Consider the following 25734-nt stretch of genomic DNA (forward strand, 5'->3'; position numbering starts at 1 on the left):
ATCTTAAGATACCTCAAGGCTCGTTGGAGACTACAACGTTGATAGGTCGGGTGTGGAAGTGCAGTAATGCATGGAGCTAACCGATACTAATTAGCCGTGAGGCTTAACCATATCCTTTTTTAAACAAAGTATTTACCCTGCTACTTTAATTGTCACAGTTTTTTGATATATCGGTGACCATAGCGAAGAGGCTCCACCCGTTCCCATTCCGAACACGGAAGTTAAGCTCTTCAGCGCCGATGGTACTGCATGGGTGACTGTGTGGGAGAGTAGGTCGTTGCCGATTCTTTTATAAGAAAAAGCTCCAATCATCATTGATGATTGGAGCTTTTTTTTTGGGGTTTTGAATCTGGTTCTTTTCCAGCTGCCGGGCTGAAGAGGCCTGTCTCCCGCTACAGAAGAAGTGTTGAGAAGGATTGAGAAGGATTGAAAACCGCCCTGAAATTATCCCTGGCCGCAATTGCATAACAGGCAGGCTCAAGTGGATCCGTTCCCTCTGAGAGCCTGCTGAGGGGCTCTACGCCAGGCTACCCTCCTGCTCCTGTGCCGCCCCCTGAGCTTAGCGAAGCAGCCTACTGTTCGCTGCTCCACTCCTCCTTTAAAAGCAAACTCACCTGCATGGCCAGTTCCTCGGCGTTAAATGGTTTCTCCAGGTAACCGGCAAGGCCGAGTTCCTCGGCATTTTCCGGAGTAACCTGGGTGCTGAAACCGGTACAGAGCAGGACCTTTACCCCGGGCTGGATCGCCTGCAGTCGCTCGAACAACTCCAGGCCCGTCATCCCCGGCATCCCCATGTCGGTGATCACCAGATCAAAGTTGCCCCCCTCCCGGACAAAGATCTCCAGGGCCTGGCTACTGGTCGGAGAAGAGATGACCTGACAGCCGAGATGCTCCAAGACCTGGGTTTGAAAATCAACGATCTGGGGTTCGTCATCCACCACCAGGATACGCCCCCCCTGAAAACCATAGTCGGCCCGCGGCTCCTCCTCCCCCTCTTCTGCCAACTCGACCTCCGGCAGATAGAGGCTGAACCTGGCCCCCTCTCCGGAAACAGACTCCACCGTCACCGCGCCCCGGTGGTCATTGACAATACCGTGGACCACGGAGAGGCCGAGACCGGTACCCTGATTCTTATCCTTGGTGGTGAAGTAGGGTTCAAAGATCCTGGGCAGATACTCCTTGGGAATGCCTGCACCGTTATCTTCCACCATGATCCTGACATAGGGTCCTGGACTGAGGTTGCCGATCTCCAACCCCTGCTGCGGACTGAGGTTGACCCGTTCCAGGGATAGCCTGATCTCCCCTCCGGTCTTTTCCAATGCCTGAAAGGCGTTGGTGCAGAGGTTGAGCACGACCTGGTGTATCTGGGTGGGGTCCGCCTTGACAAAGACCTCTCTGGCCAGGTTGGCGATGATCTCGATGTTGGCAGGCAGACTGGCCCGCAGCAGCTTTAAGACCTCCTTGACGATCAGGTCAATCTGGAGGTTGGTGGTGCTCTTCTCGCTCTGCCTGCTGAACTGGAGGATCTGACCCACCAACTTGCCGGCCCGCTCTGCCCCGGAAATAATCTCAGCAAGGTTGTCATAGAGCACCGTTCCCTGGTCGCAGCGCGCCTGGCTCAACTCCGCATAGCCAAGGATAGCCGTGAGGATATTATTAAAATCATGGGCTACCCCGCCTGCCAGGGTACCGATGGCCTGCATTTTCTGAGACTGCCGGATCTGATCTTCCAGGGCCAGCTGACGGGTAATGTCCCGTTTCACGGTCACATAGTGACGGATGGTACCGGCATCGTCTTTGACCGGAGTAATGGTCGCCTCTTCCTGGTAACAACTGCCATCCTTCTTACGGTTGGCAAAGGTGCCACGCCAGACCTTTCCCTGGGAGATTTCCTGCCACATCAAGTTGCTCTCGAGTCGTGAGTAGCCCTTGCTGCGAAACATCTTGGGTGACTTCCCCACGACCTCGCCAAACTCATAGCCACTGGTCTCTTCAAAGGCCGGGTTGACATACTCTATCTTTCCCGACGGATCGGTGATCATCACCGATTCCGCTGCCTGGTCGATGGCAGTGGCCAGTAGGCGCCGTCGTTCTTCCAGCTTCTGTCGTTTGCGGATGTCATGGAAGGTGATCTGAGCGATCCTCCGCCCATTGATCACCGCAGTGGCAATCTTGAGCTGAACCGGAATATCACCGCCCCCTCGATTATCACCAATCACGGAGTCAAATCCCGGCGAGTTTCCCCCACCCTCAAGCTGACTCTGATAGTAACGGAAGTACTGTCCCCGCACCGCCCTGGGAAACAGTTCCTCATGATCCATCCCCACCAGTTCTCCGACCGGCCTGGCAAACAGCTCCACGGCCCTGGGATTCACCTCCTGGATGGAACCGCTCCTGCAATCGACAATAACCACGGCATCGTTGGCAGCAGTAACCAGGAGCCGATACTTTTCCATGGATTCCTTGAGTTGGGTAATGCTTTCCTTCTGCTGGGAGATATCCACGAAGGTCAGCATACCACAGGTGGCATCCTCCACCTGGCCCAGGTCCAGGTAGACCTCCAGGTATCTCGGCTGCCTCCCGCCCGGGGAGAGGATCGTTTCAAACAGGGCATGCTGCTCCTCTTTCAAACAGGCCGCAATGAACTGTCGGAAGAAATTACTGTTCCGGGCTCCAAAGATAGCCAGATAGTCGCGCTTGAACTGTTCTTCATTCTCAACACCGGCAAGGGCCAACATGCTCCCGTTGACCTTGATCGTGGTGAGGAGCGTTGCTCCCCTCTCCTGAAGGGCGCGTTCGGCGCTCAGGTACTCATCGATGTCAGCCAACTCCAGTTGACGGAGCTGCTCACACGCCTCTTTTAACCGGGTCAGATCGATCAACCAATGGGGAAGCTGCCCCTTATCAACGAAGACATGACAGTAATCGGTGCTCATGAATCCTCTTTACAAAAATTTCTACAGCAGTTCATGGCTCTGCTTGTTAGGGTAGCGTAAAAACGGTGCGGTCAGGATCCCGTTCCAGTGCCGGATCCGGGCTGTCCCGTTTTGTAACGAAACGCACACCAGGAGAGAATCGACCCGTACCCCTATCAGCCGGGTCCACTATCTATGAAACCACGTATCCCTGCCCCTGACAAGAATCTTAGCGGTGAGCTTTTTGTGGTGGCCACCCCCATCGGCAACCTCCAGGAGATGAGTCCCAGGGCCTGCGCAGTCCTGTCCCAGGTGGATCTCATTGCCTGCGAAGATACCAGGCACACCAGAAAGCTCTGTTCCGCCTTCGAGATCTCCACCCCGCTGACCAGTTATTACCGCGAACAGGAACAGAAAAAATCCGATACCCTGATCAGACGGCTGCAGGGGGGGGAAAACATAGCCCTGGTTGCCGACGCCGGCACCCCCGGCCTCTCAGACCCAGGTGCCGTTCTGGTAAAAAAGGCGCGGGCCGCAGGGATCAAGATCAATGCGGTGGCAGGCCCCTCGGCCCTGGCAGCAGCCCTCTCCATCGCCGGCATAAACGAATCTGCCTTCTTCTTTGGCGGCTTTCTCCCGGCCAAGAAAAGTGAAAAGGCCCAATGGCTCAGAGGTGTGCGAACCCTGCCCTGGCCCTTGATCTTCTATGAATCCCCCCATCGAATCAAACAGTCGCTGGCTGTACTCCTGGAGGTGCTCGGCTACCGTCAGGCCCTACTCATCCGGGAACTGACCAAGATCCATGAACAGTGCCTGGAGGGCACCCTGGAGCAACTTCTTGAGCAGGTAGGCAATGGGGTCAAGGGCGAGCTGGTGCTGATCGTTGAGGGAGCCCCGCCCCCGACCCAGGAAAAACCGGAAAACCTGGAAGAACTGGTGGCCTGGTACCGCCGGGAGCAGCAGGCCAGCCTCAAGGACACGGTCCAGGGTATTTCCGCAGACCTTGATCTCCCCCGCTCCACGGTGTATAAAAACGTGCTGGCCATCTGGAAACAGGAGGAGTAGGCTCGGTCGGCCCGGGTGAAAGCGGGTGGAAAAGGCCCGATCTTTGCCAGCTTCACCCTCTAGCTCGCCTCAAGCTTGTCAGCGTCTGCGAGCCGACTCGGATGATGCCTCCCTCAGCCCTCTCTGACTCCGGTCAGGCAACGTTCACCCCGATCCTCCGGCATGAAACCATCCACCTGGCAGGTCCACGGCTGCGTGCTCATCAGTACCACCCTGGCTGCAACCTCCTTTACCGTGGGCAAGGCCATTGCCCCTGCCCTGGAGCCCACGCCGCTGATCCTGCTCCGCTTCTGCTGCGCAGCCCTGCTCTTCTTCCCCTACATCCGCTGGCGCCATGAGCTGAGCCTTCCCAGCCTGCACGACCTGGGCCGCTACAGCCTAATCAGCGGCGTCCTGGTGGGCTTCTTCTGGCTGATGTTCTTTGCCCTGCGCTTTACCAGCGCCCTGAACACCGGGGCGATCTTCACCCTGGTTCCCGGGATTTCCAGCATCTACAGTGCTCTTCTGGTCAAGGAAAGATTAGGGAGATATCGCCTGGCAGCCCTGTTCACGGCCATGGCCGGGGCGCTGTGGGTGATCTTCCAGGGGGATCCGGCCAGGTTGCTGTCCCTGGAGCTGAATCAGGGCGACCTGATCTTCTTTTCCGGCTGCCTGCTGATGGCCCTCTACACCCCCCTGGTCAGGTTGCTCCATCGGGGAGAGCCCATGGCAATCATGACCTTCTGGGTTCTGGTCACCGGCTGCGGCTGGTTACTGCTCCTGGGGGGCTACAGCCTGTTCTCCATTCCCTGGCTTGAGATTGCCCCTCGAGTCTGGGCAGGAATCGTTTACCTGGCGGTCTTTACCACCATTATCACCTTTTTCATCTCCCAGTGGGCCACCCTGCACCTGGGTCCAACCCGGGTGATCGCCTACTCCTACCTCTATCCCCTGGTAATCGTCATCATCCAATGGCTGCTGGGAGCTGGTCTTCCCCCGACCAGGACCCTGGTCGGGGTTGCTCTTATTCTCCCGGCCATGCTCATCCTCCAGAGGGGTAAGCGCTCTCGGCAGGTTCGGGGTGGAGACCACTTCATTGATCCTCCAGGGCGTTGACAAAAGCTGAAGCCCAATGCCCTGCCCTTATTTTCTTGAGACAGCCGGCTTAAGCCGGTGCCGCCGGCTTGCAATCAGGGCGGCGACAGTTCCACCACTCCTGCCCACCACTGGGGAGGAGGGAAAAAGCAGCTCGGCCGTCCTGTTTACGGACAGAGGGTTTCGTGATGCGTTAATACCCCCTCATCGCTGATCTTGATCATCACCGCACACTTAGTGGGATCACCGGAGGCATTAAAACTCAAGGTACCGGTAACGCCCTCAAAATCCTTGATCGAGACCAACTGATCACGTATCCGCTGACGATCAGATACCAGATCATTGCCCAGGCCACCGGTATTTTTGATTGCCTCAAGCATAATCCAGACCGCATCCCAGGTAAGCCCTGCAACCTCATCGGGAAGAACACCATACCTCTCCTGGTAGACACGGGCAAACTGCCTGGAAACGCCCACAGCCCCTCCGGCGGCATAGTTGCCGACAAAGTAGAGTCCGTTACAGTCATCACCACACTCACTTATCAAATCGCCGCCAGCCCAAGAGTTTGAACCTACAATCGGCTTGTTCCATCCCAACTTTCTCGCCTGCCGGACAATGGAGGGTACTTCGTTATAATGCTGGGGGGTGAAGAGAACATCGGCCCCTGAGGCAACTATTCTCTGCAGTTGCCTGGTGAAATCCGTGTCACCGGTACGAAACTCCTCATAGGCGACCACGGATCCAGGTCCGCTGACTGCCTCGAATACTCTTTTAAAATCCTTGGCCATAAAACGGGGATAGGTATCAACGATGTCATAGAGCACGGCAGCCTTTTCCGCACCAAACTGCTTTCTGACAAAGGTGGTCAATACCGGCGCCTGGATATCGACCAGGTAACCGCTACGAAAGGCAAATGGTCTGTTTTTTGTTGTTTTCGGTGAGGTGGACCAGGGTGAAATGATCGGGGTGGCAAAGGCGTTGGCCACCTCGGCGGCCGGGATCGCCTGCCGACTGCTCAAGGGGCCGACGATGGCCACTACCTGCTGAGCACTCACCAGGTTGAGTACCTGGGATGAAGCACCGGCCGGCGTAGAAGCGTTATCGGCATAGACAAAGTCCACCTCATAGCTGATGTCGCCCACCTTGAGACCACCCTGCTTGCGCAGCTGCTCATTGATCATTTGGCCGACATTTTTCGCATTATTGCCAACAACGGTAAACTCCCCTGTGAGGGGGATATCGAAGCCCAGTTTGATGGTCTGCCGGGCGGCGTGCACTACTGGCTGGAGAAAGATGGCAGCCAGGGCTACGGTCACCAGAATTGTGATCATTTTGTTCATGCTTTGTTCCTCTTAGCTTGCCTTGGGTAGGGGGAGTCCTGCAAGAGATAGTAGATGCCGCCTCCTTATACTGCTGGCGGAGAAACAGTCTCGATTTTAAACATGGCCACCGCCTCGGTAAGGGTTCTGGCAGTCTGACTCAAGACGTTCATCGATTCCGCTGTTTCCTTGGAGGCAACCGAGGTCTCCTCACTCACCGCCCCCACCTCTTTCATGGAATTTGAAATATCTGCTGAGACCTTAACCTGCTGTAGAGAGGCCTGCCTGATCGACTCAATTAAGTCAGCCAACTGGTTGGAGACCTGCTCAATCTCCTGCAGCTTTTCGTGGGCATTATCTGCAAGCCGGGTTCCTTTGACCACCTTGGCAATACTCTCATCCATCCGGTTGCCAGCTCCCTTGATCTCTGCCTGAATACTCTTAACCAGGATCTCAATCTGTTTGGTGGAGTCACTGGAGCTTTCTGCCAGTCGCTGAACCTCTTCTGCAACCACGGCAAATCCATGGCCCGCATCTCCGGCCATGGCTGCCTGAATGGAGGCGTTCAAGGCAAGAATAGAGGTACGATCGGCGATATCATTAATGATCTGGATGACGTTACCAATCTCAAGGGAACTCTCTCCCAAACGCTTAATGGAACGGGCCGTTTCGTTAATCTGCTCACGAATCTCTTCAATCGCCTGATTCGTCTCACTTACCGCCAGGGCGCCCTGGCGTGCATGGGTCCGGGAAACAGAGGAGACCTCGGCTGACTGGGAGGCGTTTTGAGATACCTGCTGAATCGATTGCACCATGGTGTTGATCGAAGCCACGGCCCCGTTAACCACCCTGGACTGCTCACTACTCTTGTCAGCCAACTCAACAGTACGGTTGTTGACGTAGAGTGAGGTATCATCCACAGATGCGGTGGTAGCCTTTACCTGACGAATAATATCACCAAACTGGTTTGCCATGGTGTTAAAGGAGTCGGCAATGGCGCCGGTCATATCCTCGGTCACCTCAGCACGTGCCGTCAGGTCACCTTCGGTCAGATCACTGATCTCTTCCAAGAGCTTCATGATCGAATCCTGAATTTTGTCACGCTCATCCTGACTCTGAATGAGGAGCGTGATATTATCGAGCATGGCGTTCAGGGTAAAGGCCATGGTGCCAAGTTCGTCCGTTGAAACCACCTCAACACGGGCGTCAAAGTTACCCATACCGATATCTGAAAGCAGATCCATGATCTGCCCTACCTGACGAGTCATCCCACGGGAGAGACCGACCGCGATAAGACCACCCAGGACAACGGCTGTCAGTCCGATTGCGAGGAGCAGGTATCGGGTGGTTTGTGCCTGCCGCTCCATGGCAGCAATGGCCTGAATCTCGTTTTCGGCTGCATTGGCGACAAAGGCGGCAAGAACCGGCCGGGCCTCTTCCGCAGCAGCGGTGTAGGCCGCAACCCTGGAGGCAATGGTCCCATCGGTCTTGCTTACCTCTGCAAACCAGCGGCTATACTCAGCGGTTGCCCCACTGAGCTGACGCCGCAGACTCTCATCGACCGGAGCCTGGGAGATACCTTGGCCCATGGCATCGAAATGGCTGCGCACCTCTGTGCCTGCTTGGGCGTCGGGCAACAGAATATAGCGCTGCATTGCGGTTTGCAGGCCCAGGTTACGATCCTGGAGGGACTTATCGTTGACCCCTGCGAGGATAAGGTTAAGAGCCTCGCCACTCTGCTCCAGTTTAATCAATTCGCCAAACTCGGTATCCACACGCAGTTCAAGAATACTCACCGTACCCAGGAGGGCGCTGAGATATTCATTGATGGCCTCCATAGCCGATTGGGCTGAGGCCCGGTCCGCGTCGTTTACTGCCAATTGCTGAATAGCGTAGAGCGTCTTATAGGTCTTGCCTCCCTCGGCAATGAGCTTGTTCAGATAGAGATCCTTGGCCTCCTGAATCCCAACCTGCCTGTAGTTGAGGAAAAAGTCCTTCTCATAGTTGGCCATCAGGGAAAGGCCCTTATCCGTCTCCAGACTCAACCGTTCGATCTTGCCGTGGACCTGGACCACCTTATCAACTGTTTTCTGGGCAAACTGCTGCGAAAAAAAGGCGATACTGCTGACCACCAGTGTCAACGAGATCATGGCCATAAAGGCCAGCATCAACTTGCCTCGAATTTTGAGATTCACTCCCTTCATTTTCACCACTCCTTCCTTAAACGAAAAATACAATAACCCCTATACATACCTTACTGACAACGAAGCCGGACAGTGCCTGTCCGCCGCTTGCTGTCAGGGGAAAACAGGTTTTTCAGCTCTCCTCTCGCCCCGTGGCTGTTCAGGCAGAACCAGCCCTGAACAGCGTAAGCGATGGGATAACCATCCGCCTTTCCCTGATCTTCAACCTCCCTTGGCCCGACAGCTATTCGGGGGAAAGTCAAGGCATTACTTCTTGAGGAAAGTATCGATGGCTTCTTCTTTCCAGACCTTGAGGGTCTTTTCATCCTTGGGATCAATTTTAATCCCCAAGGCATTGACCGGGACAGCGCTCTTTTTTTGGATTTCGATCCAGTTGTTCTTGATCAAAGGATTAAGGCCCATAATTCTCTCCTATATAGTTGATTATCTGTTGCTCTTCCTACACACCACTGGTCATCTTCTGAAGAACGGCCGCCAGACAATCCCCGATGCCTTCCGGTCCGACCAGGGAGATGGCAGCATCCTTGATCCCGCCTTGCAAGAGGCGGCTGGCAAGCCCATGTAAGACGCCGGCCTCTACATCTTCTATTCGGGAAACCATCTCCTCTGATTCGATGTAGCGGTTAAAGTACAGGGACTGGGTGGCCAGGTTAGACATGATGGTTGAGCCGTTTTCAGCTGCCAACAGGTGACGCCCCTTGAGTTGCATCTTGGCCTTCCATAGTTCCTCTGCACTGATCGACAGACCGCCGCAGGCTAACTCATTAAGTTCTGTAAAGATCGTCACCAGGACCTCTTCAAGAAGCTCTGGTAAGGTTGCGCCCTCTATCACCAAGAGGCCGCCATCACGATAGGCCTGGTACTCGGAGTCGATTGCATAGACCAGCCCCTTGGTCTGACGCAGGCAGTGATAGAGCCGCGAACTGATTCCGCCGCCAAGGATGGCATTGAGCAGATGAAGATGATAACGATGCTCGGAATTAAAGCTGAATGCCCTGATACCAATAGAAAAATAAACATGACGAATATCTTTTTGACTAACCTGAACCCCAGCTTGAAAGGGAGCCAGTCCTCCTGCCGGCAGCACATTCGCTCGACCTGGCCTCAGGGCCCAGAGGGCATCGTTGATACTGGCGACCAGTTCGTCGTGTATCAGATTACCGGCCGCTGCAACCACCAAACGGTTGGCCCGGTAATGCTGGTCGACAAAGGCAAGGACATCTTCCCGCTCCAACCGCTCCACCGAGGCGAGCGAACCGCCAATGGGACGGCCGAGGTGGTGTCCCTGCCAGATGGCAGCTTTCAACTGCTCATGGGCAAGGAGATCGGGGCGGTCTGAGGCGCTGAGGAGCTCATGTTGAATAGAGTGTTTTTCCTGCTCCAGGCTGGCAGGCCGGAAGACAGAGTTCAGGAAAACATCACCAAAAAGATCAATAATATAGGTGCCATAATCATCTAAAACCGTGGCTGAAAAACAGGTATAATCACGGGAGGTAAAGGCAGCAATGCTGCCGCCGGTGGTATCAACGATCCTGGCTATTTCATCATCACTGCGGCCCTTGGTGCCCTTGAACATGAGATGTTCGCAAAGATGGGCTACTCCACTCTTGAACTCAGGTTCATGGGCAGGTCCGGCATCAAAGAGAAAGCCGATGGAGAGTGAGCGTTGCTGTTCCATCTTCTTGGTGACCACTCGCACCCCGTTTTCCAGTATGGTTTGACTGTGCATCCCTTAGCTCCCTGCCCCTTTGTTAGGCTCTAGGCCACGGCTTCCATGGCCGCACCAAGCAACAGCCGGTCAAAATCGATACTGATCAACCGCCTGCCCTGGCCGCTATAGATGCCGTTGAGTAAGCCGCCATTGGCCGGTACCTGGTCAGAGGGACTGAAATATTCCAGATTCTTGTCCTCCTCATTCTGTGGAATCTGCAAGCCACGACTGGAAGCCACCATGGCAAGCAGGTTGGTTCCGCTGGCCGGATCGACAGCTGCAGAACGAATGACGATAAACTGACGATATGGCCCTTGCTCGGCAGGATCGGCCAGACCAAGCATCTCCTCCGGACAGATCACCGGCAGCAACTGCTCACCATAGACAGCCGCTCCACGCATAAAGCGAGGGCAGAAAGGCACCTCACAGGCGATAATCTCCTGCATCACCTCAACGACCTGGCTCTGGCCAAAGATACAAGAGTAGGATTCCTTGGCATACCGTCCCAAGGGCAAGAGAAAGAATCTGTGTTCACTCAACGATGTCTTCTGCATTGGATCTGCCTGTACGGTGGTTTGTATGTTTTACCAAAAAACGATGAATATTCTCTGGGGCAAACAGTAAGATGGCATCCTGGCCATTGACCAACATCTCCGGAAAGACCATGGGCACGGCCCGACCAAAGGCAGGTGGCAGGGCCGTGCCCGCCTCTTCACGCACCGAGGCAATACCTCCCCGTGCACTGACCAGAAAGCTCAACAGCTCCTGGCCGTGTTCGACCACAAGAAGCTGCTTCATGTCGCCTGTTCCTGGTTGCTCCAGCCCAAAGAGCTGCTCCAAATCAAAGATCCGGGAGACCCTCCCCCTGGAGAGCAGGAGATACTCGACTCCACCCTTGACTGTGGTCTTGATCTTGCGATGGTTACGGGAGGCCATAGCCACCACCTTTTCCCGGTCCAGGCCGAAGAGTTGCTCTGCCAGCTTGAAGGTTACGATTGTTCGCATCAGGACGCATCCCCCTCTGCCATCACCATCCCTTCATCCTCCTGATATCCGGTGAGATCACGGACCAGGTGAACGAGTTCCTCATCTTTATAGGGCTTATTTAAAAATCCACGGGCACCCAGGGAAAAGGCCTTTTCCCGATGCTTGCGCGAAGTCCTTGAGGTAAGCATGGCCACAGGAATATCTCTCTTTTCACTGATATGTTGCAGCTTCGCCAAAAACTCAAAGCCATTGAGTCGGGGCATCTCCACATCAAGGAGGATGAAATCCGGGTGGTTCGTTTCCAACAACTCCAGGGCATCAAGCCCATCTTTGGCCTCAAGGGCTTCCCAGCCCATGGAGAGAACAAAACGGCTGACGACCCGACGTACGGAGATGGAGTCATCGACGACCATGATCTTCAGTGGTGGTTTTTCCTCCATCTCCAGAGGGAAGAGAGGTTCGATCTGCCGGCCGGTACGGGCAAGCGTCAACTCATAGATATTGAGAACCGGTACCAGGGTACCGTCACCAAGAAGAGATGCTCCGGCAACCCCCTTGACCGCCTGCAGATAGGAACCAAGACCTTTGACCACCAGTTCGCTCTGCCCGATGACAGCAGATATCTCAAGGGCCACCTCCTCACCAAGCAGGTCCAAAAGCAAGACCATGGGACGCTCTTCTGGCTCCACGTCCCTGGAAACCTCCCTGCCGAGCAGGGTTGCCAGGGAGAACCAGGGAATGGTGGCCTCTTCAAACCTCAAGTGATGTCCTGCCCTATCGATATCAGCGCGGTCGACCCTACGGATCTCCTTGATATCGCTGATGGGGATGGCATAGTTAACCTTGCCCGATTCAACCAGCAGGGACTTCACCACCCCCATGGTCAGCGGCAGGGTGATGACAAAGCTTGTCCCCTGCCCAGGAATGGTCTCAACAGTGATGCTTCCCTGGAGTTGCTGGATATTTTCTCTAACCACGTCCATCCCGACCCCGCGACCGGAGATCTCAGAGACGCTCTTGGTACTGAAGCCCGGGTAGAAGATCAGCTCGGTGAGCTGACGCCGGCTCATGGTTTCAACCTGCTCCCCCATGCCCAGCAGCGCAGCCTTGGTCCGGATAGCGTCGTAGTCCAGCCCCTGGCCATCATCACCGCAACGGATGATCACCTGATTGCCGGTTCTCTTGACTGAGATGGTTAAGGTGGCGATTCTCGGCTTACCGGCGGCAAGACGGGTTTCCTGATCTTCGATCCCATGGTGAATGGCGTTTCGGATCAGATGCATAAAGGGATCAGCCAGCTTTTCCCAAACAACCCGGTCAAGTTCGATCTCCTCTCCCGTGACCTTGAGCTCCACCTGCTTGTCCAGTTTAGCAGCCACATCACGCATGGTCCGTCCCAGGCGCGGAGTGATTGAGGCCAGAGGATTCATTCGGGTACGCATCAGCTGGAGCTGTAACTCACGCACATGACGGCGCTGCCGGTTGATATCAGCGTCTATGTCGCTATAGGCCAGCCCCAGGTTGCCGCGGATGGCACCAATATCAATCACCGCCTCATTGAGGGAACGGATGACCAGATTAAGCTGAGTGTAGCGGTCAAGCTCCATGGCATCAAATTCGCCATAGCCATCCCCCTCGCCGAGCTGGGTCATGGTCGACTGCAAACGTTTCACCCCTGCCCCGAAATCATCCAAGGCTTTCACCTCAAAGTTGATCTCAAGCTCAGAGGCGATTTTTTTTAGACGCTCTCTGGAGAGTTCCAGCTCATTAACGGCATCGCGGAAGAATACCAGGCGTTGTTCAAAACCGCTGATTCCCACCAGCAACTCATTGGCCAGGTTGACCATGGAATCAAGCTGGTCCCTGTTGACTCGAAGGGTCTGGCTGGCCTCGCCCAGGGTATACTCAGTTCTGCCCTCAACCCTGGGCAGTGAAGGGGATACCAGCAAGGCTTGACGGTCTTCAGCCCCAGGGTTCTCTTCACCCTGGCCACCATCATCTGGCCTCAACCCCTGAAAGAGTGCGCCCTCGGTGACGACCTGCTGCTCTGGATAGCGGCGCAGGCCGTCGCCTACTTGCCGGCACCTGGTCTGATCCACCTCATCAGGGCGGTCGATGAGCAGCGCCAACAGATCCAGGGCCTCAACCAGGGTGGCCTCCTGCTCGGCTGTCAACTCTTGACCAGAGTCAAACAACCCGTCGAGATAATCTTCCAAACCGTGGGCAAGGCCTGCGATATCTTGTAAGCCGACCACCCCGGCCGCTCCTTTTACGGTGTGGACACTGCGCCTGATTTTGGCTACCTCGTCTGGTCGTCCAGACCACGCACGCTTGCCCTGCTCATCGCTCCGGCCAAGCAGGATCGCCAAGGCAGCCTGGATGATCTCAAGATGTTCCTGGGCCTCATCACGAAACCCTGCAAAGAGTTCCAAGACTTCTTCCCTGGAAAGGGCTGCCATGCTTGAGCACTCAATGGCCGGGGCAAAGGATAGCGATTGCTCCTCAAGTCCGCCTCCTTCTCCTCCAGGCAGCTGCAGTTGCTCTACCAGGGCCTGCAGCTTCTGCTTATCCACCTCTTGCGGACTCTCTACAAGAGCGGCAAGCAGATCGATGGCACTGACCAGCAGAGTCACCTGACCTGGCCTCAGGGTGTTGGCAGACCCAAAGAGATCATCCAGATAATCTTCCAGCTGATGGGCAAAACCTGCAGTGGTCTCCAAGGCGACCATGGCAGCTGCCCCCTTTAAGGTATGGATGATTCGGCGAACGGTGGCGATGTTCTGCCGAATCTCTGCTGAGACAGGGGTGACGGTGCTGACCTGTTGCCCTAGCCGAACCATCTCCAGGTGGAGTCCCTGGAGATGCTCTTCTGCCTCCTGCCGAAAGAAGTCCTCAATCAAACCGGTGGAATCGGTGTTCAGCTCTTCCACGGCAAGTTGTTCTTCCTCATCCAGATCTGCAGGAATCAATTCGACCATTCCTTGATTGCTCTTGGCTGCAGGTATATCTGCCAGCAAGGCACGGCAGCCGGCAAGAGGCACGGCAATAATCGCCTCTGGGTCAGCCTCTGTCCCCTTCTCCATGGCCTGACAGTAGAGATCAATGGCAGCCACCGACTCGCTCATGACGGTTAAAAACGGATCATCCAGGCCACAGCGGGCCTCAATCACGGCCTCCACCAGTTCTTCCGCCTGCCCGGCGAGCTCACTTAATTCCGCTACACCCACCATTGCAGAGGCACCACGGATGATATGCATCTGACGATGCACCTCGGTAACCACCTCGGCCACCTGCCCTTCTTGCTCCAAGGTGGCAAGAGCCGACTGCAAGGCTGGCACATAGGACTGCACCTCTTCCAGATAGCTGCTCAGATAATCGTTTGACACCCTCAGGGGCATGCCGTTCCTCCTTGTTCGTGGTTACTCATTGTTTCCCCCGCTCGCACCTTCCCCAACCTGTTCAAGGCTTCGGATCCCTTTCTGCAGAATCTGGGAGTTCAGTAATTTGGCGCTGTCCAAAATGGCCAGCACCCGTTCATCACTGCGCAAAGTCCCTGAAATATAAGTGGAAAGATTGTTTACCGTTTCATCCTCAGATGCAGAAGAGGTCCGAAATGTACCCTCCCCTGCTTCGACCCCGACTATTCCGCTGATGCGATCCACGGGAAAGCCTAATTTAAGGTCCCCGTGACGTAACAGGATATAAAAGCTGGCCCGCCGGGCAGTATAGTAGGAAATTTTAAACAGGGTCCGCAGTTCCACCATGGATATGATCTCACCCCGGACATGGGCAATGCCCAATATCCAGGGCGGCAGGTTGGGCAGCGGAGTAACCGTGGGAAAACGATCCACTCCCTGGATGGAGCCAATTGGCAAGGCCAGCTCTATTTCATTTAAAAAAAAAGAGATATAGAGCTCTTTATGGCTCCGCCCCTGGCGGGCAACTTCCTGATGTTCTTTGATGCTCTGGGCCGCAAATGGTGCAGTTTTCGACTCAATCGCGCCTAAAAGCGCAGACAAGGACGGTGGGGGATTGGCGGTGGACGCTACCATACTGTTAGAACCCTTGACTTGTGATTACAATTAATCAACTCTGCAAACCGATACTATTGCTTCTCAATCACGGCACTCTAGAGAAGGGCCATGGCTGCATCATAGAGTTCCTGCTCATCAAAAGGTTTTGTCATATACTTGTCGGCACCCTGTTTCTTGCCCCAGAAGGCATCACTTTTTTGATTCTTGCTGGTCAGCATAACGACCTTGATATCCCTGGTGGTCTCTTCAGTTTTGATCTTCCGACAAACCTGAAATCCGTTCATCTTGGGCATGATCACATCGAGCACCACCAACATGGGCTTCTCGCTGTGGACCATACTCAAGGCCTCTTCACCATCTGTTGCGGTGATGACCTGGTAGCCGTTTTTTTCAAACGGTGCCTTCATCATGTTCAGTTGGGTGGGCGAGTCATCGACAACGAGTATTGTGTTCTTAGCCATACGGTTCACCTCATGCGCTAGCTTGATAAGTATTCATTTTTGTAATTCAAGATACTGTTATATATGCTTCTGAATTTCATCGATCATCTTTTGCGGATCAAAGGGTTTGGTTAAATAGGCATCGGCACCACCCATCTTGCCCTTGACCTTGTTGATAAATCCATCCTTACTGGTGAGCATGATAATCGGGATGGACTTCAGTTCCCTGTTGCCCTTGAGCAGAGAAAGAAGCTTAAAGCCGTCCATCTTCGGCAGCACCACATCAAGCAGGATGAGATCAGGCTTCTGGTGACTGACCCGGCTTAAGGCCTCAAGCCCGTCTCCGGCTTCAACAATCCCATACCCATTTCGCTTTAAGGAGATAGTGATAACCTTTCGAATGGTGGGGCTATCTTCGACCACCAGGATATTCTTCTTCTGCTGTATCGCCAACTGCTCCGGCGGCCCAGCCGACGGATTCGCCCCCATTGGCTGCTCTTCTGCCTCAGTAACTGCGCTGCTGGCCGTGGCGGCAAGATAATCCATCAGCAGATTAAGCTGGCGGCTAAACATGGTGTTATCAGGCGCCTTTTTGGAGAGTTGATCCAGACAGTGGAGAGCTTCCTTTAAATGCCCCATATTGAGATGGGCAAGAGAGAGACAATAGAGGGCGGCAAGTGACTCGGGATACTTGGCACTGACTCTGGAATACCTGCGAATGGCCGCGATAAAGGTCCCTGAGTTGGGCCGGTCGACCAACTCCAGCGACTCAGTATCGACCCGGAGAAACCCTGCACAGTGATGGCATCTCTTAAGCTTCTTATCCAGGGGAGTCCAACAGAAGTAACACTTACGGATGGCAGTGGTCTGGATCCGCTTTTTAGCGGCAGCAAACTTTGCCGTCTCTTCTCTCACCAGGGGATCATCGGGACCCAGGATCATCGCATTTTTCAACGCCTTTTCAACAACTTGCAAGTCAGCATGAATCCTGGAGTACCATACCCAGCCACTGGCATTCTTTCTGTTCTTTTTCAGATAGCGAAGCAGGTTGACATGGGCCGACCGGTAGAGATGGGCCTCGGCCTGCTCGATGGATTGCTCCAAGAGATTCAGCGGAGAACCCGGGGAATGTTTCTTCCGTTCATCCTTTTCCTTTGAGGCCTGGAGCAACAGGGACATCAGCGAGACATCAATATTGCGACTCCGTTGAGCAAGCGTAAACAGCTCACACTGGGCCTCTTCCCAACAAAGAATCTCCAAGGCGGCATCATGACCACTGAGTTCACCGCTAAAGGCATCGATGAGCTCTCCTTTTTCCACATAGAGATAGCCGATACGATCAAGGGCAACCACACTCATGGTGCAGCTCTTTTTCTCCATGGAAAGAATCTGAAGGATATTTTCCACTGAAAAACCATCTATGACTTTTGATGCAGCGACAACCATATTGAGACACCCGTACGGCTAAAATTACATGCGCTATATTTGCTTATCAAAACCCGATGTACTGAAACCATAAAAAACAAGACAGGGTACATCCCTGCCTAGCAAGACTGGGCCCACCAGTATTGGCAGAGGCCAAGCTTCCCAACCAGAGCAGCATTACAAACTGTAAAAAAGAAACCTAAACAAGAATGACGAACAGGAAGGATACAACTACAAAACAAAAAAAAATATACTGATAAAAATAAAAAAAAACTAACTACACTCAAACATCAAACGACATACAATCGGTATCAAACCGATCACCTAAAATAGTTAAGCACAATTAATCTTTACTCCTAAATATACTACGACATCAGTAGCTATAAACATCATCACTATTTTTTACTATTTGTTGACCATTAGATCAAATACGACATCTACTTCAGAATAATGAGCAACTTAACATCATGGCTCTCCAATCTCCTACAACGATACGGTAAACCATGATGCTTTATTAAAGACAAACAGTACCTGACAATCTCTACCAATGAATACACGAGACCTACATCTGCCTGAATACAGCTTCCTGAGATGAGGAAAAGATGAAAAAGAAGACAGCACCGCTCTTTTTAAATACAACTGAAATCGGATCGATTTCGCATGTTAAATACAAGTGTCCATGAAATAGCTTTTGATGTCAAACGACTTTTTGCTTTTTTTGCAAAAAAACAAACATCTTTGAATTTATTGTCAGCATACCCCCAGGCCCTAACAACGAAAAAGGCATCGCAATTACAATTACGAAATCCAACAACAGGACCGAGAAGAGAGATGCCTGCTTGCTGCTGCCTTAATCGGAGAGCACTACGAACAAGAAGGGGACAAACACAAAAGAACCAGCTGTGTGAGTACAGAGGGAAACAGTGGCAGTCGCAAGGAGAGATCAGCAGAGCGCTGAGAGCAGGAGAAGAACCAACAGGAGGGAAGGTGGTACAGAGGCACCAAGGGAACCGGCACCGGCCTGTCTGCCCCAAGCAGGGTAAGACAGGCCGGTTTTTTTTAGCACTCCAGCAAAGGACTAGCCCGCTTCCACCCTGGACAAAAGTGACTCGATGATCCCCAGACCGGCCTGCCAGAAGGAGGGGGCATTGAGATCGATATCAAAGGGGGCGAGGAGCTCGTAGGGTGAGCGGCTGCCGCCGGCGCTGAGCAGGGAGAGATACTGCTCCACAAAACGGTCGCCCTCCTGCTGGTAACGCGCATAGAGTGCGAGCACCAGGAGTTCGCCAAAGGCATAGGAGTAGACATAGCCCGGGGTGCTGAGGAAGTGGGGGATATAGGACCACCAGCAGCCGTAGTCCTGGGTCAGGATCAGCGAATCGCCGAACATGGCCTCCTGGGTCTGCTGCCAGATGGCGGCAAACTCCTGGGGTGACAACTCTCCCCTCTCCCGCCTCCGGGTATGCATCTGCTCCTCGAAGCGATTCATGGCCACCTGGCGAAAGACCGTGGCAAAGATGGATTCCAGCTTCTGACAGATAAAGGCCCGACGCTCTTGGCCAGAACCAAGCAACTCCAGCTGGGCGTTAAAGACCAGGAACTCGGCAAAGACCGAGGCGGTCTCTGCCAGTACCAGGGGGGTGTCGCTGTTGTAGTGCCCCTGTTTGCCGGCCAGGAGTTGATGGACCCCATGGCCCAGCTCATGGGCCACGGTGGAGACATCCCGGATGGAACCGGTATAGTTGACCATCACATAGGGATGGAGTTCAGGGATGCAGGGATGGGCAAAGGCCCCGCCCCGCTTACCCTCCATAATCGGGGCGTGGATCCAGCGTGAGCTGAAAAACTGCTCGGCAATCCCACCCATCTCCGGGGAAAAATCGCTAAAGGCAGCCACCACCATCTGCCGGCAGCTCTGCCACCCTACCACCCCTCCCTGGTCGCCGGGCAGGGGAGCGTAGCGATCATAGTCAAACAGTTGTTCATAGCCCAGGAGTTCCCGCTTGAGCCGGTAGTAGCGCTGGACAATATCATAACGAGCGGTCACCGCCTCGATCAGGGTGTCCACGGTCCTGTCCTCCAGCTCGTTGGCCAGATTGATCTCACTGCTCCAGCCGGGATAGCGACGGACCCGATCGCTGATCATCTTTTCAGCAGCCAGGGTATTGAAGACATGGCTCAGGAGGTGACTGTTTTTCTCCAGCTCAAGGGTCATCTCCCCGGCCGCCTGCCTGCGTACCTCCCGCCGGGGACTGTAGAGATCGTTGAGCACCTCTTCTTCGGTCCTGCCGGTTTCCCCAAACTGCAGGCGCCCCATGAGCTTATCAAAGAGCAGATTCCAGGCACTCCGGCCCACCGGCGCCAACTGCTGGAGGAGTTCTTCTTCCGCCCCGGAGAGCTGGTGCGGGGCGAAACGACGCAGGGCTTCCAGATAGTGGGCATAGCTCGCCACTGCCGGCTCGGCCAGGAGGCTGGTCACCGCAAGCTTATCAAGGGTATTCCATTCCAGGCGGAAGAAGACTGTGAGTTGCCCCACGCTGGAGGCCAACTCCTCGATTTCCTGGAGCAGGGCCGAGGCAGGGGCATCGCCGGTCTGGGTGGTAAAATTCAGATACGCGTAGGTCTCCAGCCTGCTCAGCCGGCAGTCGAGTCGCTCCAGTTCCGCCACCAGGCCGGCCAGCTGGTCGCCGCTCAGTTGAGCAACCCGACCGCGATACTGCTCTGCCAGAGCCTGGGCCGTGGCGAGGCACCACTCTTTATCCCGGCCAATGGCGGGATCATCGAGTCCCTGATAGAGATCCTCCAGGGCCCAGATCACCTCACCGGTGCCCAAATCCTGCTTGGTTACGCTGTTCATGGTCCTTCTCCCTCCAAAGGGTGGATAGCTTCTGTCGGCATCACTCTGCAGCTGGCTGACAACTGCCGGCCAGGAGGCCGGCAATAAAGGGCCCCACCGCCCCAGGCCCCTGTTCATCGACCAGTTTAATGGTGGCCGTACCGATGACCGCCATCTCCGCCATGCCGGTTAAGCGGTCGATATCCGCCCGGCTGCTGATACCGAAACCCACGGCCAGGGGGAGCGCGGTCGCCCCTTTACAGCGCTTAAGGTAGGCCTCTATGGAGGAATCCAACTCGGTCTGCTTGCCGGTCACCCCCTTGCGGGCCACACAGTAGACAAAACCATTCCCCTGGCCGGCAACCTCCTCCATCCGCGCCGAGGTGGAGGTTGGGGTGAAGAAGGTGATCGCTGCCAGGCCCAGCTCCCGGCTCAGCTGCAGATAGCTCTGCCCCTCTTCCGGAGGCAAGTCCGGGATGATGGTCCCCCAGAGTCCGATCTCCCTCGTCCGCCCCAGGAAGGTCTCCTCTCCCTGGGCATAGACGATGTTGTAGTAGGTCATGAAGAGGAAACAGACCTGGGGAAAACGATCCGCCATCTCCCGGGCAAAGGTAAAACACTGCTCCACCGTGATCCCGGTCTCCAGGCTGTCCTGATTCGCCTTGAGGATCACCGGTCCATCGGCGATGGGCTCGGAAAAGGGGATCTGCAGCTCGATGCAGTCCACCCCGTTTGCGGCCATCTGCTCAATGACCAGGCGATTATCCTCCAGGGAGGGGTAACCCAGGACCAGATGGGTCATGAGCAAGATGGGCTTCTGCTCCAGTCTGTTGTGTAACTCGTGTGCTAATTCCATACTGTTCTCACGGTGTGTAATGGCTCTCTTGAATATCCTGCTTGTGCCGACTTCCTGCGCAGCTGCCCGGTATCGCCCCCGAAACTCAAGAGAGACACCGAACCCATCCGCACGATTCAAGATACCCTCATGATAAGCGAGTTTCCCTGGATCGCTCCAGAGAAGGGTCTCCTGCCGGGGCAGACCGCTAGCGACCTTCAGCCCCCATACTCCTGCCCCCTGGCAATGATGAACTCTTTCCAGGAGGGATCGTCATAGGCGTGGGCCACGGTAAAGATATCCTTATCACCACGGCCGGACATGTTGATGATGATGGCCTCGTCCCTGGCCATCTTGGGGGCCTCCTTATAGGCCTGGACAAAGGCATGGGAGGACTCCAGGGCCGGAATCAGGCCCTCGGTCTCCATGGTCAGGGAGAGGGCCTCCAGCACCTCCTGGTCGGTGGCGGCCTCAAAGCGGACCCTGCCCTGTTCCCCCAGGTCGGCAAGGATGGGGGAGATGCCAACATAGTCAAGACCTGCTGCAATGGAGTGGGTGTCCAGCATCTGACCATCCTCATTCTGAAGAAACATGGTCTTATAGCCCTGGGCAACACCGGCACGGGCGCGGCTGCCCTTCATCCGGGCGGCATGGCGGGCGGTATCCACCCCTTCCCCGCCCGCCTCGACCCCGACCAGCTCGACCTGGGGTTGGCCGAGAAAGCCCTGGAAGATGCCCATGGCATTGGAGCCGCCACCTACGCAGGCATAGACCCGGGCAGGCAAGCCACCGTGCTGGGCCAGGATCTGCTCATGGGCCTCGATACCGATGATGGACTGAAACCAGGCCACCATCTCCGGGAAGGGATGGGGTCCGCAGACCGTACCGATGACATAGTGGGTATCCTCCATGGAGCTCACCCAGTCACGGAAGGCCTCGTTCATCGCATCCTTCAGGGTCCGGGAGCCGGAGGTCACCGGCACCACTGTGGCCCCGAGTTTTTCCATCCAGAAGACGTTGGGCCGCTGGCGGGCCACATCCTCTGCCCCCATGTAAATGGTACACTCCAGGCCATAGCGGGCCGCCATGGTGGCGGTGGCCACCCCGTGCTGTCCGGCTCCGGTCTCGGCAATGACCCGCCGCTTGCCCATCCGCTTGACCAGGAGACCCTGCCCCATCACGTTGTTGGCCTTATGGGCACCGGTATGATTGAGATCCTCCCGCTTGATATAGATCCTGGCGCCACCCAGGGCCTCACTCAGGTTATCGGCCACGGTGAGCGGGGTGGGTCGGCAGGAGTAGTTCTGCATCACCGCCACATACTCCTGCCAAAAGGCGGCATCGGCCCGGGCCTCCTCGTAGATTCGATTTAACTCCGCAAAGGTCGAATAGAGGACTTCCGGAATGAATGCCCCCCCCCACTGCCCATAGTATCCTTTTTTCATGGTCGGTTTTTTCCAGTTAAATAGTAGCGGGATGGCAGAGCAGGCCCTGACATCCTTGATTGAGCCGCCGGTCACGCGGAGCGGCAAACGTCCCTGAGCCCTTCACTCCTCCCGCTCCAGCATCTGCCGGCAGGCCGCAGCAAAATCCTCGGGATAGTGGCCGCAGATATACCTGGACTGGGCCTCACTGAAGCCTCCCATGGACCAGGGCAACTTCGGGGAAAACGAGTAGAGCAGACGTTGACCATTGTCCACCCCCAGGCGCTTGCTGTATTCGACGGAGGTCACCATCCGGGCCCCGAGGGCTGCCAGAACCTGCTGCGCCCGGAGAATACCCTGGTCAAGGGAGGTACGTACCGCCTGATCGGCCTCGACAATATTCCCCACCGGCCCCTGGGGGCTGTCGGCGATGACCATCAACTGCAGTTCCCACTGGGAGACCTGGGCCTTGGGCACGAAGAGCAGCACCTGTGGATCCTCCCAGACCACCAGGGACTGCTCGCCTCTGCCGCCGTCCACCCTGGTATTGGTGCGAATGGCCCTGAGGTAATCGCTGAAAAAGGAGGAGCCAAAGGCCTGGTGATACTGTTTCAGCCAGTCGGCAACCAGGTCGCCGCAGGCAAAGGCACCACAAGGCTCGCCGTCGCTACTTTCCACCTGCTCGGGGACCAGGGCATACTGCTGATGTATCATCTGGTGGGAGGCGTGGAGGCGATAACCCGAACCGGAAAAATCATAGCCGAAGTTCCAGCCCCAGAGGGTGGCGACCTGCTCCCCCCCTCCCCTCTCCAGCCTGGCCACGAGCTGCCGGCGGAGCGCCTCCAGCTCAGCAGGGCTGTAACGACGCCTCCTGATCGCGGTCTCGATCCCCAGCTTCTCGGCCAGAACCACATAGCTGCGCTGGTAGTAGAGATGGCGGAGCCCCTCCATGTCGGTGGCGCTGAGCTCCCCAATCCGGTAGCGGATGGCGTTGTGGGCAAAGTTGGCGGCAAAGTGGCCCCCAGGGATATAGGAGTTGCCCCGATGGTACTCGAAGAGCGCGGTCTGGTCCTGGTTGAAATCAGCGACAATCTCGCTCCCCCCCTGGGCCCCCGGGCGCAGCACCATGACCTCCTTATAGGGGTCCGGCAGGGCCGGATTGTTGGCAATGGTTTCAAAGAGGCGATGGTCATCGATCTCAGCAAGCCTTCGCCCCTGGACCTCGCGATAGGAGAGTCCCTCAGGCGCATCAAGATCCTCCCCGACAAAGCGGCAACAGCCGCGGGCCAGCATCACCAACTCCTCGGGCTTGGTGGAATTCTGAGCCAGGTCATAGCGCACAGAGCCGGGTAGCCGGGCAAAGATCTGCTCCGCCTTTTCCTGGCTCAGCTCGGCCAACAGCAGCTCCAGCAGTGAATCCTGCCCAGGCGGCGTCATGGCCATGGCGGTCGGATCCTGGCGACGACGGTCGGCCCAGGCAGCGTCGATGTAGGTGCAACCGCGAAAGGGCAAGGGATTAAGGATCTCATAGACCGCGTGGGAGGGAGTGACCTCCAGGTCTCCGGGAGTGAAGTTGGCCCGATTCTCGACAACTGTGCCGTCAGCCAGGGCTCCGAGGGTGAGAATGTGGTCGTGCTGGCGCAGATTGATCACCCCATAGCGGGGCTGATGTATGCCGACGCGGAAGGTGCCGTCGGGCTTCACAGAGGTTCGCATCATTTGAACAGCGGGGTAAGGTTGAAGAGGCCGAGAAGGACAGAAACAGGAACCAGAATAACAAAGCCGGGCAGGAGGATTCGCTTGTATCCCCACTGCAATTGGAGCATAATATACTAATGGGGTGGAATATTCACTAGGATTTCACCACTGGCAGAGAAATCGTTTGGGAGTTTTTTATGGGGTTTCCCAAAATCGGGTTCCGGATCTGTGAAAACAGACAGTGCCCGCTATACAGCTACAACGACACCTTTTTCATCTCCGGTATCGCCATCCGGATGGAGAGTAACGGTGAACAATCCTTTATCAACACCACCGTGATCCACTCTCCTCCGGACAAGGAACACTGCAAGATCCTCAACGGTGACCTCACCCGAATCATCATCGAATATGAACGGGCCGATCAGATCCCGGACTGCCTGATCAGCTGCAGCGGCTGCACCGGCTCCATCCGCCTGGAACATCACCGCTCAACAGAGCTGGACCCTGCCCCAGAGGCCGGAGAGAGGAAGATCAGCTCCATCCTCCACCTCTTGAGCAAATTTTCCTTTTTCCGCAACATCGATCAGGGGGCGCTGGAGAGCGTCATCCAGCACTTCAAGCTGCAGGAGTACTCCGCCAAAGAGATCATTCTCCGTAAGGGCGACCCCGGAGGTAACTTTTACATCGTGGTCAACGGCCGGGTCGACATCCTCAACGACGCCGGCATTGCCATCACCAGCCTGGAGAGAGGTGAGGTCTTCGGGGAGATGAGCCTGATCTGCGAGGAAAACGTCGGCGCAACCGTCCAGGCAGGCAGCGACAGCACCATCATCCACCTTGACCATGATCACTTCACCGCCATTTTAAAGAAATACCCTGCCCTCCAACTCTACTTTACCCGCCTGCTGGCCAAACGGTTAAGCGCAGCCAACCGGATACGTTCCGACGACTATGCCTCGGCCATGATCGGCAAGCTCGAAGAGATCCCCCCGGATGCCCTGTTCCAGACCCTGAACGCCAACCACAAGACCGGCATCCTGACCATCACCCAACTCCCCCGGGGAACGGCTCGTTTTTCTCTGCGTCAGGGCGCCCTGATCAAGGCGATCTATGGTGGCAGAAAGGGCAAGTCGGCCTTCTTTGCCGTACTCAGAGAAAAACAGGGCCGCTTTAAATTTACCCCCGGCATCCCGGCCGAGGATTTTGACGTTCCGGAAATCGGCTACTTCATGAAGCTGCTCATGGAGGGCCTCCAGCGCCTGGACGAGCACTCCAGCGCAAAGGGCCAAAAGGGCTAAGCCCCTCTCTCCGATCCCCCCTGGCGCCTTTTATCCCCCCCAGCAGAGGCGACCGCTCGACAGCAGGAAAAGCCGGTGACCGGCAGAGGGTGCCCGGCTGATCGCGATATGCCAACTGTGCAAGGACAGCAAAAACAACTCACGAAAACCAGAAAACACCCCGGTTTACCCCTCAAAAGAGGGTCGCGCCCACCCCAGGATCGGACCCGAGTCGGTAAAACCGAAGTTCACCCCAGAGAACTCCGCACAAAACGCACAGCAAACGCCCCCTTCGCCAGCACGCTCCAGTCCCGCAATAGTATCAAATATTTACAGCTTTTTTTTCCTTGACAGAGCATTACCCCCCTGTTAATGAATGATCGTTCAGTTGTAAAAGAAATCTACCAGCTGAGCAGTGGTCACGTTACCAAAACCGGTTGAAACGCAGTACAGTCTTTGATTTCGTTAACCAAAACTTAAGGTCAACAAT

18 protein-coding genes and 2 rRNA genes are annotated in these 25734 nt (G+C 55.6%); 5 read left to right on the forward strand and 15 right to left on the reverse strand.

Features of this window, described 5'->3' with window-relative positions; all coding sequences use genetic code 11:
- Nucleotides 1-111 (forward strand): 23S ribosomal RNA (locus G494_RS27300); the annotation flags it as partial.
- 58 nt (nucleotides 112-169) lie between these two features.
- Nucleotides 170-286 (forward strand): 5S ribosomal RNA (rrf, locus tag G494_RS0100005).
- Between the two features lie 286 nt (nucleotides 287-572).
- Here rrf and G494_RS21200 read toward each other — a convergent pair.
- A complete protein-coding gene (locus G494_RS21200) occupies nucleotides 573-2936 on the reverse strand; it encodes a PAS domain-containing hybrid sensor histidine kinase/response regulator (RefSeq protein ID WP_051305153.1) in 2364 nt (787 codons plus the stop codon).
- Between the two features lie 174 nt (nucleotides 2937-3110).
- On the opposite strand from G494_RS21200, the gene rsmI reads away from it, so the two are divergent.
- Both rsmI and G494_RS21205 read left to right on the forward strand, forming a co-directional pair.
- Nucleotides 3111-3980 (forward strand): 16S rRNA (cytidine(1402)-2'-O)-methyltransferase, encoded by an 870-nt coding sequence (rsmI, locus tag G494_RS0100015; protein ID WP_051305155.1) that lies wholly within the window; start codon nucleotides 3111-3113, stop codon nucleotides 3978-3980.
- 162 nt (nucleotides 3981-4142) lie between these two features.
- On the forward strand, nucleotides 4143-5075 hold the full coding sequence (locus tag G494_RS21205) for a DMT family transporter (RefSeq protein ID WP_051305157.1): 933 nt from the start codon (nucleotides 4143-4145) through the stop codon (nucleotides 5073-5075).
- A gap of 146 nt (nucleotides 5076-5221) precedes the next feature.
- On the opposite strand, the gene G494_RS0100025 is transcribed toward G494_RS21205, so the two are convergent.
- The 14 genes from G494_RS0100025 to G494_RS0100090 form a co-directional block, all read right to left on the reverse strand.
- Entirely contained in the window at nucleotides 5222-6394 is a 1173-nt protein-coding gene (locus tag G494_RS0100025) for an ABC transporter substrate-binding protein (protein WP_028582852.1), read from the reverse strand.
- 65 nt (nucleotides 6395-6459) lie between these two features.
- The gene (locus G494_RS24915) at nucleotides 6460-8577 is read right to left on the reverse strand and encodes a methyl-accepting chemotaxis protein (RefSeq protein ID WP_051305159.1); all 2118 of its coding nucleotides are present in this window, start codon (nucleotides 8575-8577) and stop codon (nucleotides 6460-6462) included.
- Between the two features lie 246 nt (nucleotides 8578-8823).
- Nucleotides 8824-8979, reverse strand: a complete 156-nt coding sequence (locus tag G494_RS27215) for a hypothetical protein (RefSeq protein ID WP_167331667.1) — start codon at nucleotides 8977-8979, stop codon at nucleotides 8824-8826.
- A gap of 37 nt (nucleotides 8980-9016) precedes the next feature.
- Nucleotides 9017-10306 (reverse strand): M16 family metallopeptidase, encoded by a 1290-nt coding sequence (locus G494_RS0100040; protein ID WP_028582853.1) that lies wholly within the window; start codon nucleotides 10304-10306, stop codon nucleotides 9017-9019.
- Between the two features lie 29 nt (nucleotides 10307-10335).
- Nucleotides 10336-10827: a hypothetical protein gene (locus G494_RS0100045; RefSeq protein WP_028582854.1), complete on the reverse strand. Its 492-nt coding sequence runs from the start codon at nucleotides 10825-10827 to the stop codon at nucleotides 10336-10338.
- The gene (locus G494_RS0100050; protein ID WP_028582855.1) at nucleotides 10820-11293 is read right to left on the reverse strand and encodes a chemotaxis protein CheW; all 474 of its coding nucleotides are present in this window, start codon (nucleotides 11291-11293) and stop codon (nucleotides 10820-10822) included. The genes G494_RS0100045 and G494_RS0100050 overlap by 8 nt, the downstream gene beginning before the upstream one ends.
- Nucleotides 11293-14673, reverse strand: coding sequence for an Hpt domain-containing protein (locus G494_RS0100055; protein ID WP_028582856.1), 3381 nt, complete (start codon nucleotides 14671-14673; stop codon nucleotides 11293-11295). Before G494_RS0100055 ends, G494_RS0100050 begins: the two co-directional genes overlap by 1 nt.
- Nucleotides 14674-14694: 21 nt before the next feature.
- Nucleotides 14695-15327, reverse strand: coding sequence for a chemotaxis protein CheW (locus G494_RS0100060; protein ID WP_028582857.1), 633 nt, complete (start codon nucleotides 15325-15327; stop codon nucleotides 14695-14697).
- A 77-nt stretch (nucleotides 15328-15404) separates the two neighbouring features.
- Nucleotides 15405-15770, reverse strand: a complete 366-nt coding sequence (locus G494_RS0100065; protein WP_028582858.1) for a response regulator transcription factor — start codon at nucleotides 15768-15770, stop codon at nucleotides 15405-15407.
- 57 nt (nucleotides 15771-15827) lie between these two features.
- Nucleotides 15828-17156 carry a response regulator gene (locus G494_RS25920; protein ID WP_161629909.1) on the reverse strand — a complete coding sequence of 443 codons (1329 nt, stop codon included), beginning with the start codon at nucleotides 17154-17156 and terminating at the stop codon, nucleotides 15828-15830.
- Nucleotides 17157-18252: 1096 nt separating this feature from the next.
- The gene (locus tag G494_RS0100075; protein WP_028582860.1) at nucleotides 18253-20031 is read right to left on the reverse strand and encodes a M3 family oligoendopeptidase; all 1779 of its coding nucleotides are present in this window, start codon (nucleotides 20029-20031) and stop codon (nucleotides 18253-18255) included.
- 40 nt (nucleotides 20032-20071) lie between these two features.
- Nucleotides 20072-20866 carry a tryptophan synthase subunit alpha gene (trpA, locus tag G494_RS0100080; RefSeq protein ID WP_028582861.1) on the reverse strand — a complete coding sequence of 265 codons (795 nt, stop codon included), beginning with the start codon at nucleotides 20864-20866 and terminating at the stop codon, nucleotides 20072-20074.
- A gap of 197 nt (nucleotides 20867-21063) precedes the next feature.
- Nucleotides 21064-22290 (reverse strand): tryptophan synthase subunit beta, encoded by a 1227-nt coding sequence (gene trpB / locus G494_RS0100085; protein WP_028582862.1) that lies wholly within the window; start codon nucleotides 22288-22290, stop codon nucleotides 21064-21066.
- 102 nt (nucleotides 22291-22392) lie between these two features.
- A complete protein-coding gene (locus tag G494_RS0100090) occupies nucleotides 22393-23988 on the reverse strand; it encodes a hypothetical protein (RefSeq protein ID WP_035244999.1) in 1596 nt (531 codons plus the stop codon).
- 176 nt (nucleotides 23989-24164) lie between these two features.
- Between G494_RS0100090 and G494_RS0100095 the strand changes: the two genes are divergently transcribed.
- The gene (locus G494_RS0100095; RefSeq protein ID WP_028582864.1) at nucleotides 24165-25265 is read left to right on the forward strand and encodes a cyclic nucleotide-binding domain-containing protein; all 1101 of its coding nucleotides are present in this window, start codon (nucleotides 24165-24167) and stop codon (nucleotides 25263-25265) included.
- The last annotated feature ends 469 nt before the right edge of the window (nucleotides 25266-25734 follow it).

The sequence above is a fragment of the Desulfogranum mediterraneum DSM 13871 genome, assembly GCF_000429965.1.
In the GTDB taxonomy this organism is placed as follows: Bacteria; Desulfobacterota; Desulfobulbia; order Desulfobulbales; family Desulfobulbaceae; genus Desulfogranum; species Desulfogranum mediterraneum.

What these genes read in the sequence shown, in the direction of transcription:
- G494_RS21205 (WP_051305157.1), top strand. Translation starts at nt 4,143, where the DNA reads ATGAAACCATCCACCTGGCAGGTCCACGGCTGCGTGCTCATCAGTACC.
- G494_RS0100050 (WP_028582855.1), bottom strand. Translation starts at nt 11,293, where the DNA reads ATGCGAACAATCGTAACCTTCAAGCTGGCAGAGCAACTCTTCGGCCTG.
- G494_RS24915 (WP_051305159.1), bottom strand. Translation starts at nt 8,577, where the DNA reads ATGAAGGGAGTGAATCTCAAAATTCGAGGCAAGTTGATGCTGGCCTTT.
- trpB (WP_028582862.1), bottom strand. Translation starts at nt 22,290, where the DNA reads ATGAAAAAAGGATACTATGGGCAGTGGGGGGGGGCATTCATTCCGGAA.
- rsmI (WP_051305155.1), top strand. Translation starts at nt 3,111, where the DNA reads ATGAAACCACGTATCCCTGCCCCTGACAAGAATCTTAGCGGTGAGCTT.
- G494_RS21200 (WP_051305153.1), bottom strand. Translation starts at nt 2,936, where the DNA reads ATGAGCACCGATTACTGTCATGTCTTCGTTGATAAGGGGCAGCTTCCC.
- G494_RS27215 (WP_167331667.1), bottom strand. Translation starts at nt 8,979, where the DNA reads ATGGGCCTTAATCCTTTGATCAAGAACAACTGGATCGAAATCCAAAAA.
- G494_RS0100060 (WP_028582857.1), bottom strand. Translation starts at nt 15,327, where the DNA reads ATGGTAGCGTCCACCGCCAATCCCCCACCGTCCTTGTCTGCGCTTTTA.
- G494_RS0100095 (WP_028582864.1), top strand. Translation starts at nt 24,165, where the DNA reads ATGGGGTTTCCCAAAATCGGGTTCCGGATCTGTGAAAACAGACAGTGC.
- G494_RS0100055 (WP_028582856.1), bottom strand. Translation starts at nt 14,673, where the DNA reads ATGCCCCTGAGGGTGTCAAACGATTATCTGAGCAGCTATCTGGAAGAG.
- G494_RS0100025 (WP_028582852.1), bottom strand. Translation starts at nt 6,394, where the DNA reads ATGAACAAAATGATCACAATTCTGGTGACCGTAGCCCTGGCTGCCATC.
- G494_RS0100090 (WP_035244999.1), bottom strand. Translation starts at nt 23,988, where the DNA reads ATGATGCGAACCTCTGTGAAGCCCGACGGCACCTTCCGCGTCGGCATA.
- trpA (WP_028582861.1), bottom strand. Translation starts at nt 20,866, where the DNA reads ATGGAATTAGCACACGAGTTACACAACAGACTGGAGCAGAAGCCCATC.
- G494_RS0100065 (WP_028582858.1), bottom strand. Translation starts at nt 15,770, where the DNA reads ATGGCTAAGAACACAATACTCGTTGTCGATGACTCGCCCACCCAACTG.
- G494_RS0100075 (WP_028582860.1), bottom strand. Translation starts at nt 20,031, where the DNA reads ATGAACAGCGTAACCAAGCAGGATTTGGGCACCGGTGAGGTGATCTGG.
- G494_RS0100040 (WP_028582853.1), bottom strand. Translation starts at nt 10,306, where the DNA reads ATGCACAGTCAAACCATACTGGAAAACGGGGTGCGAGTGGTCACCAAG.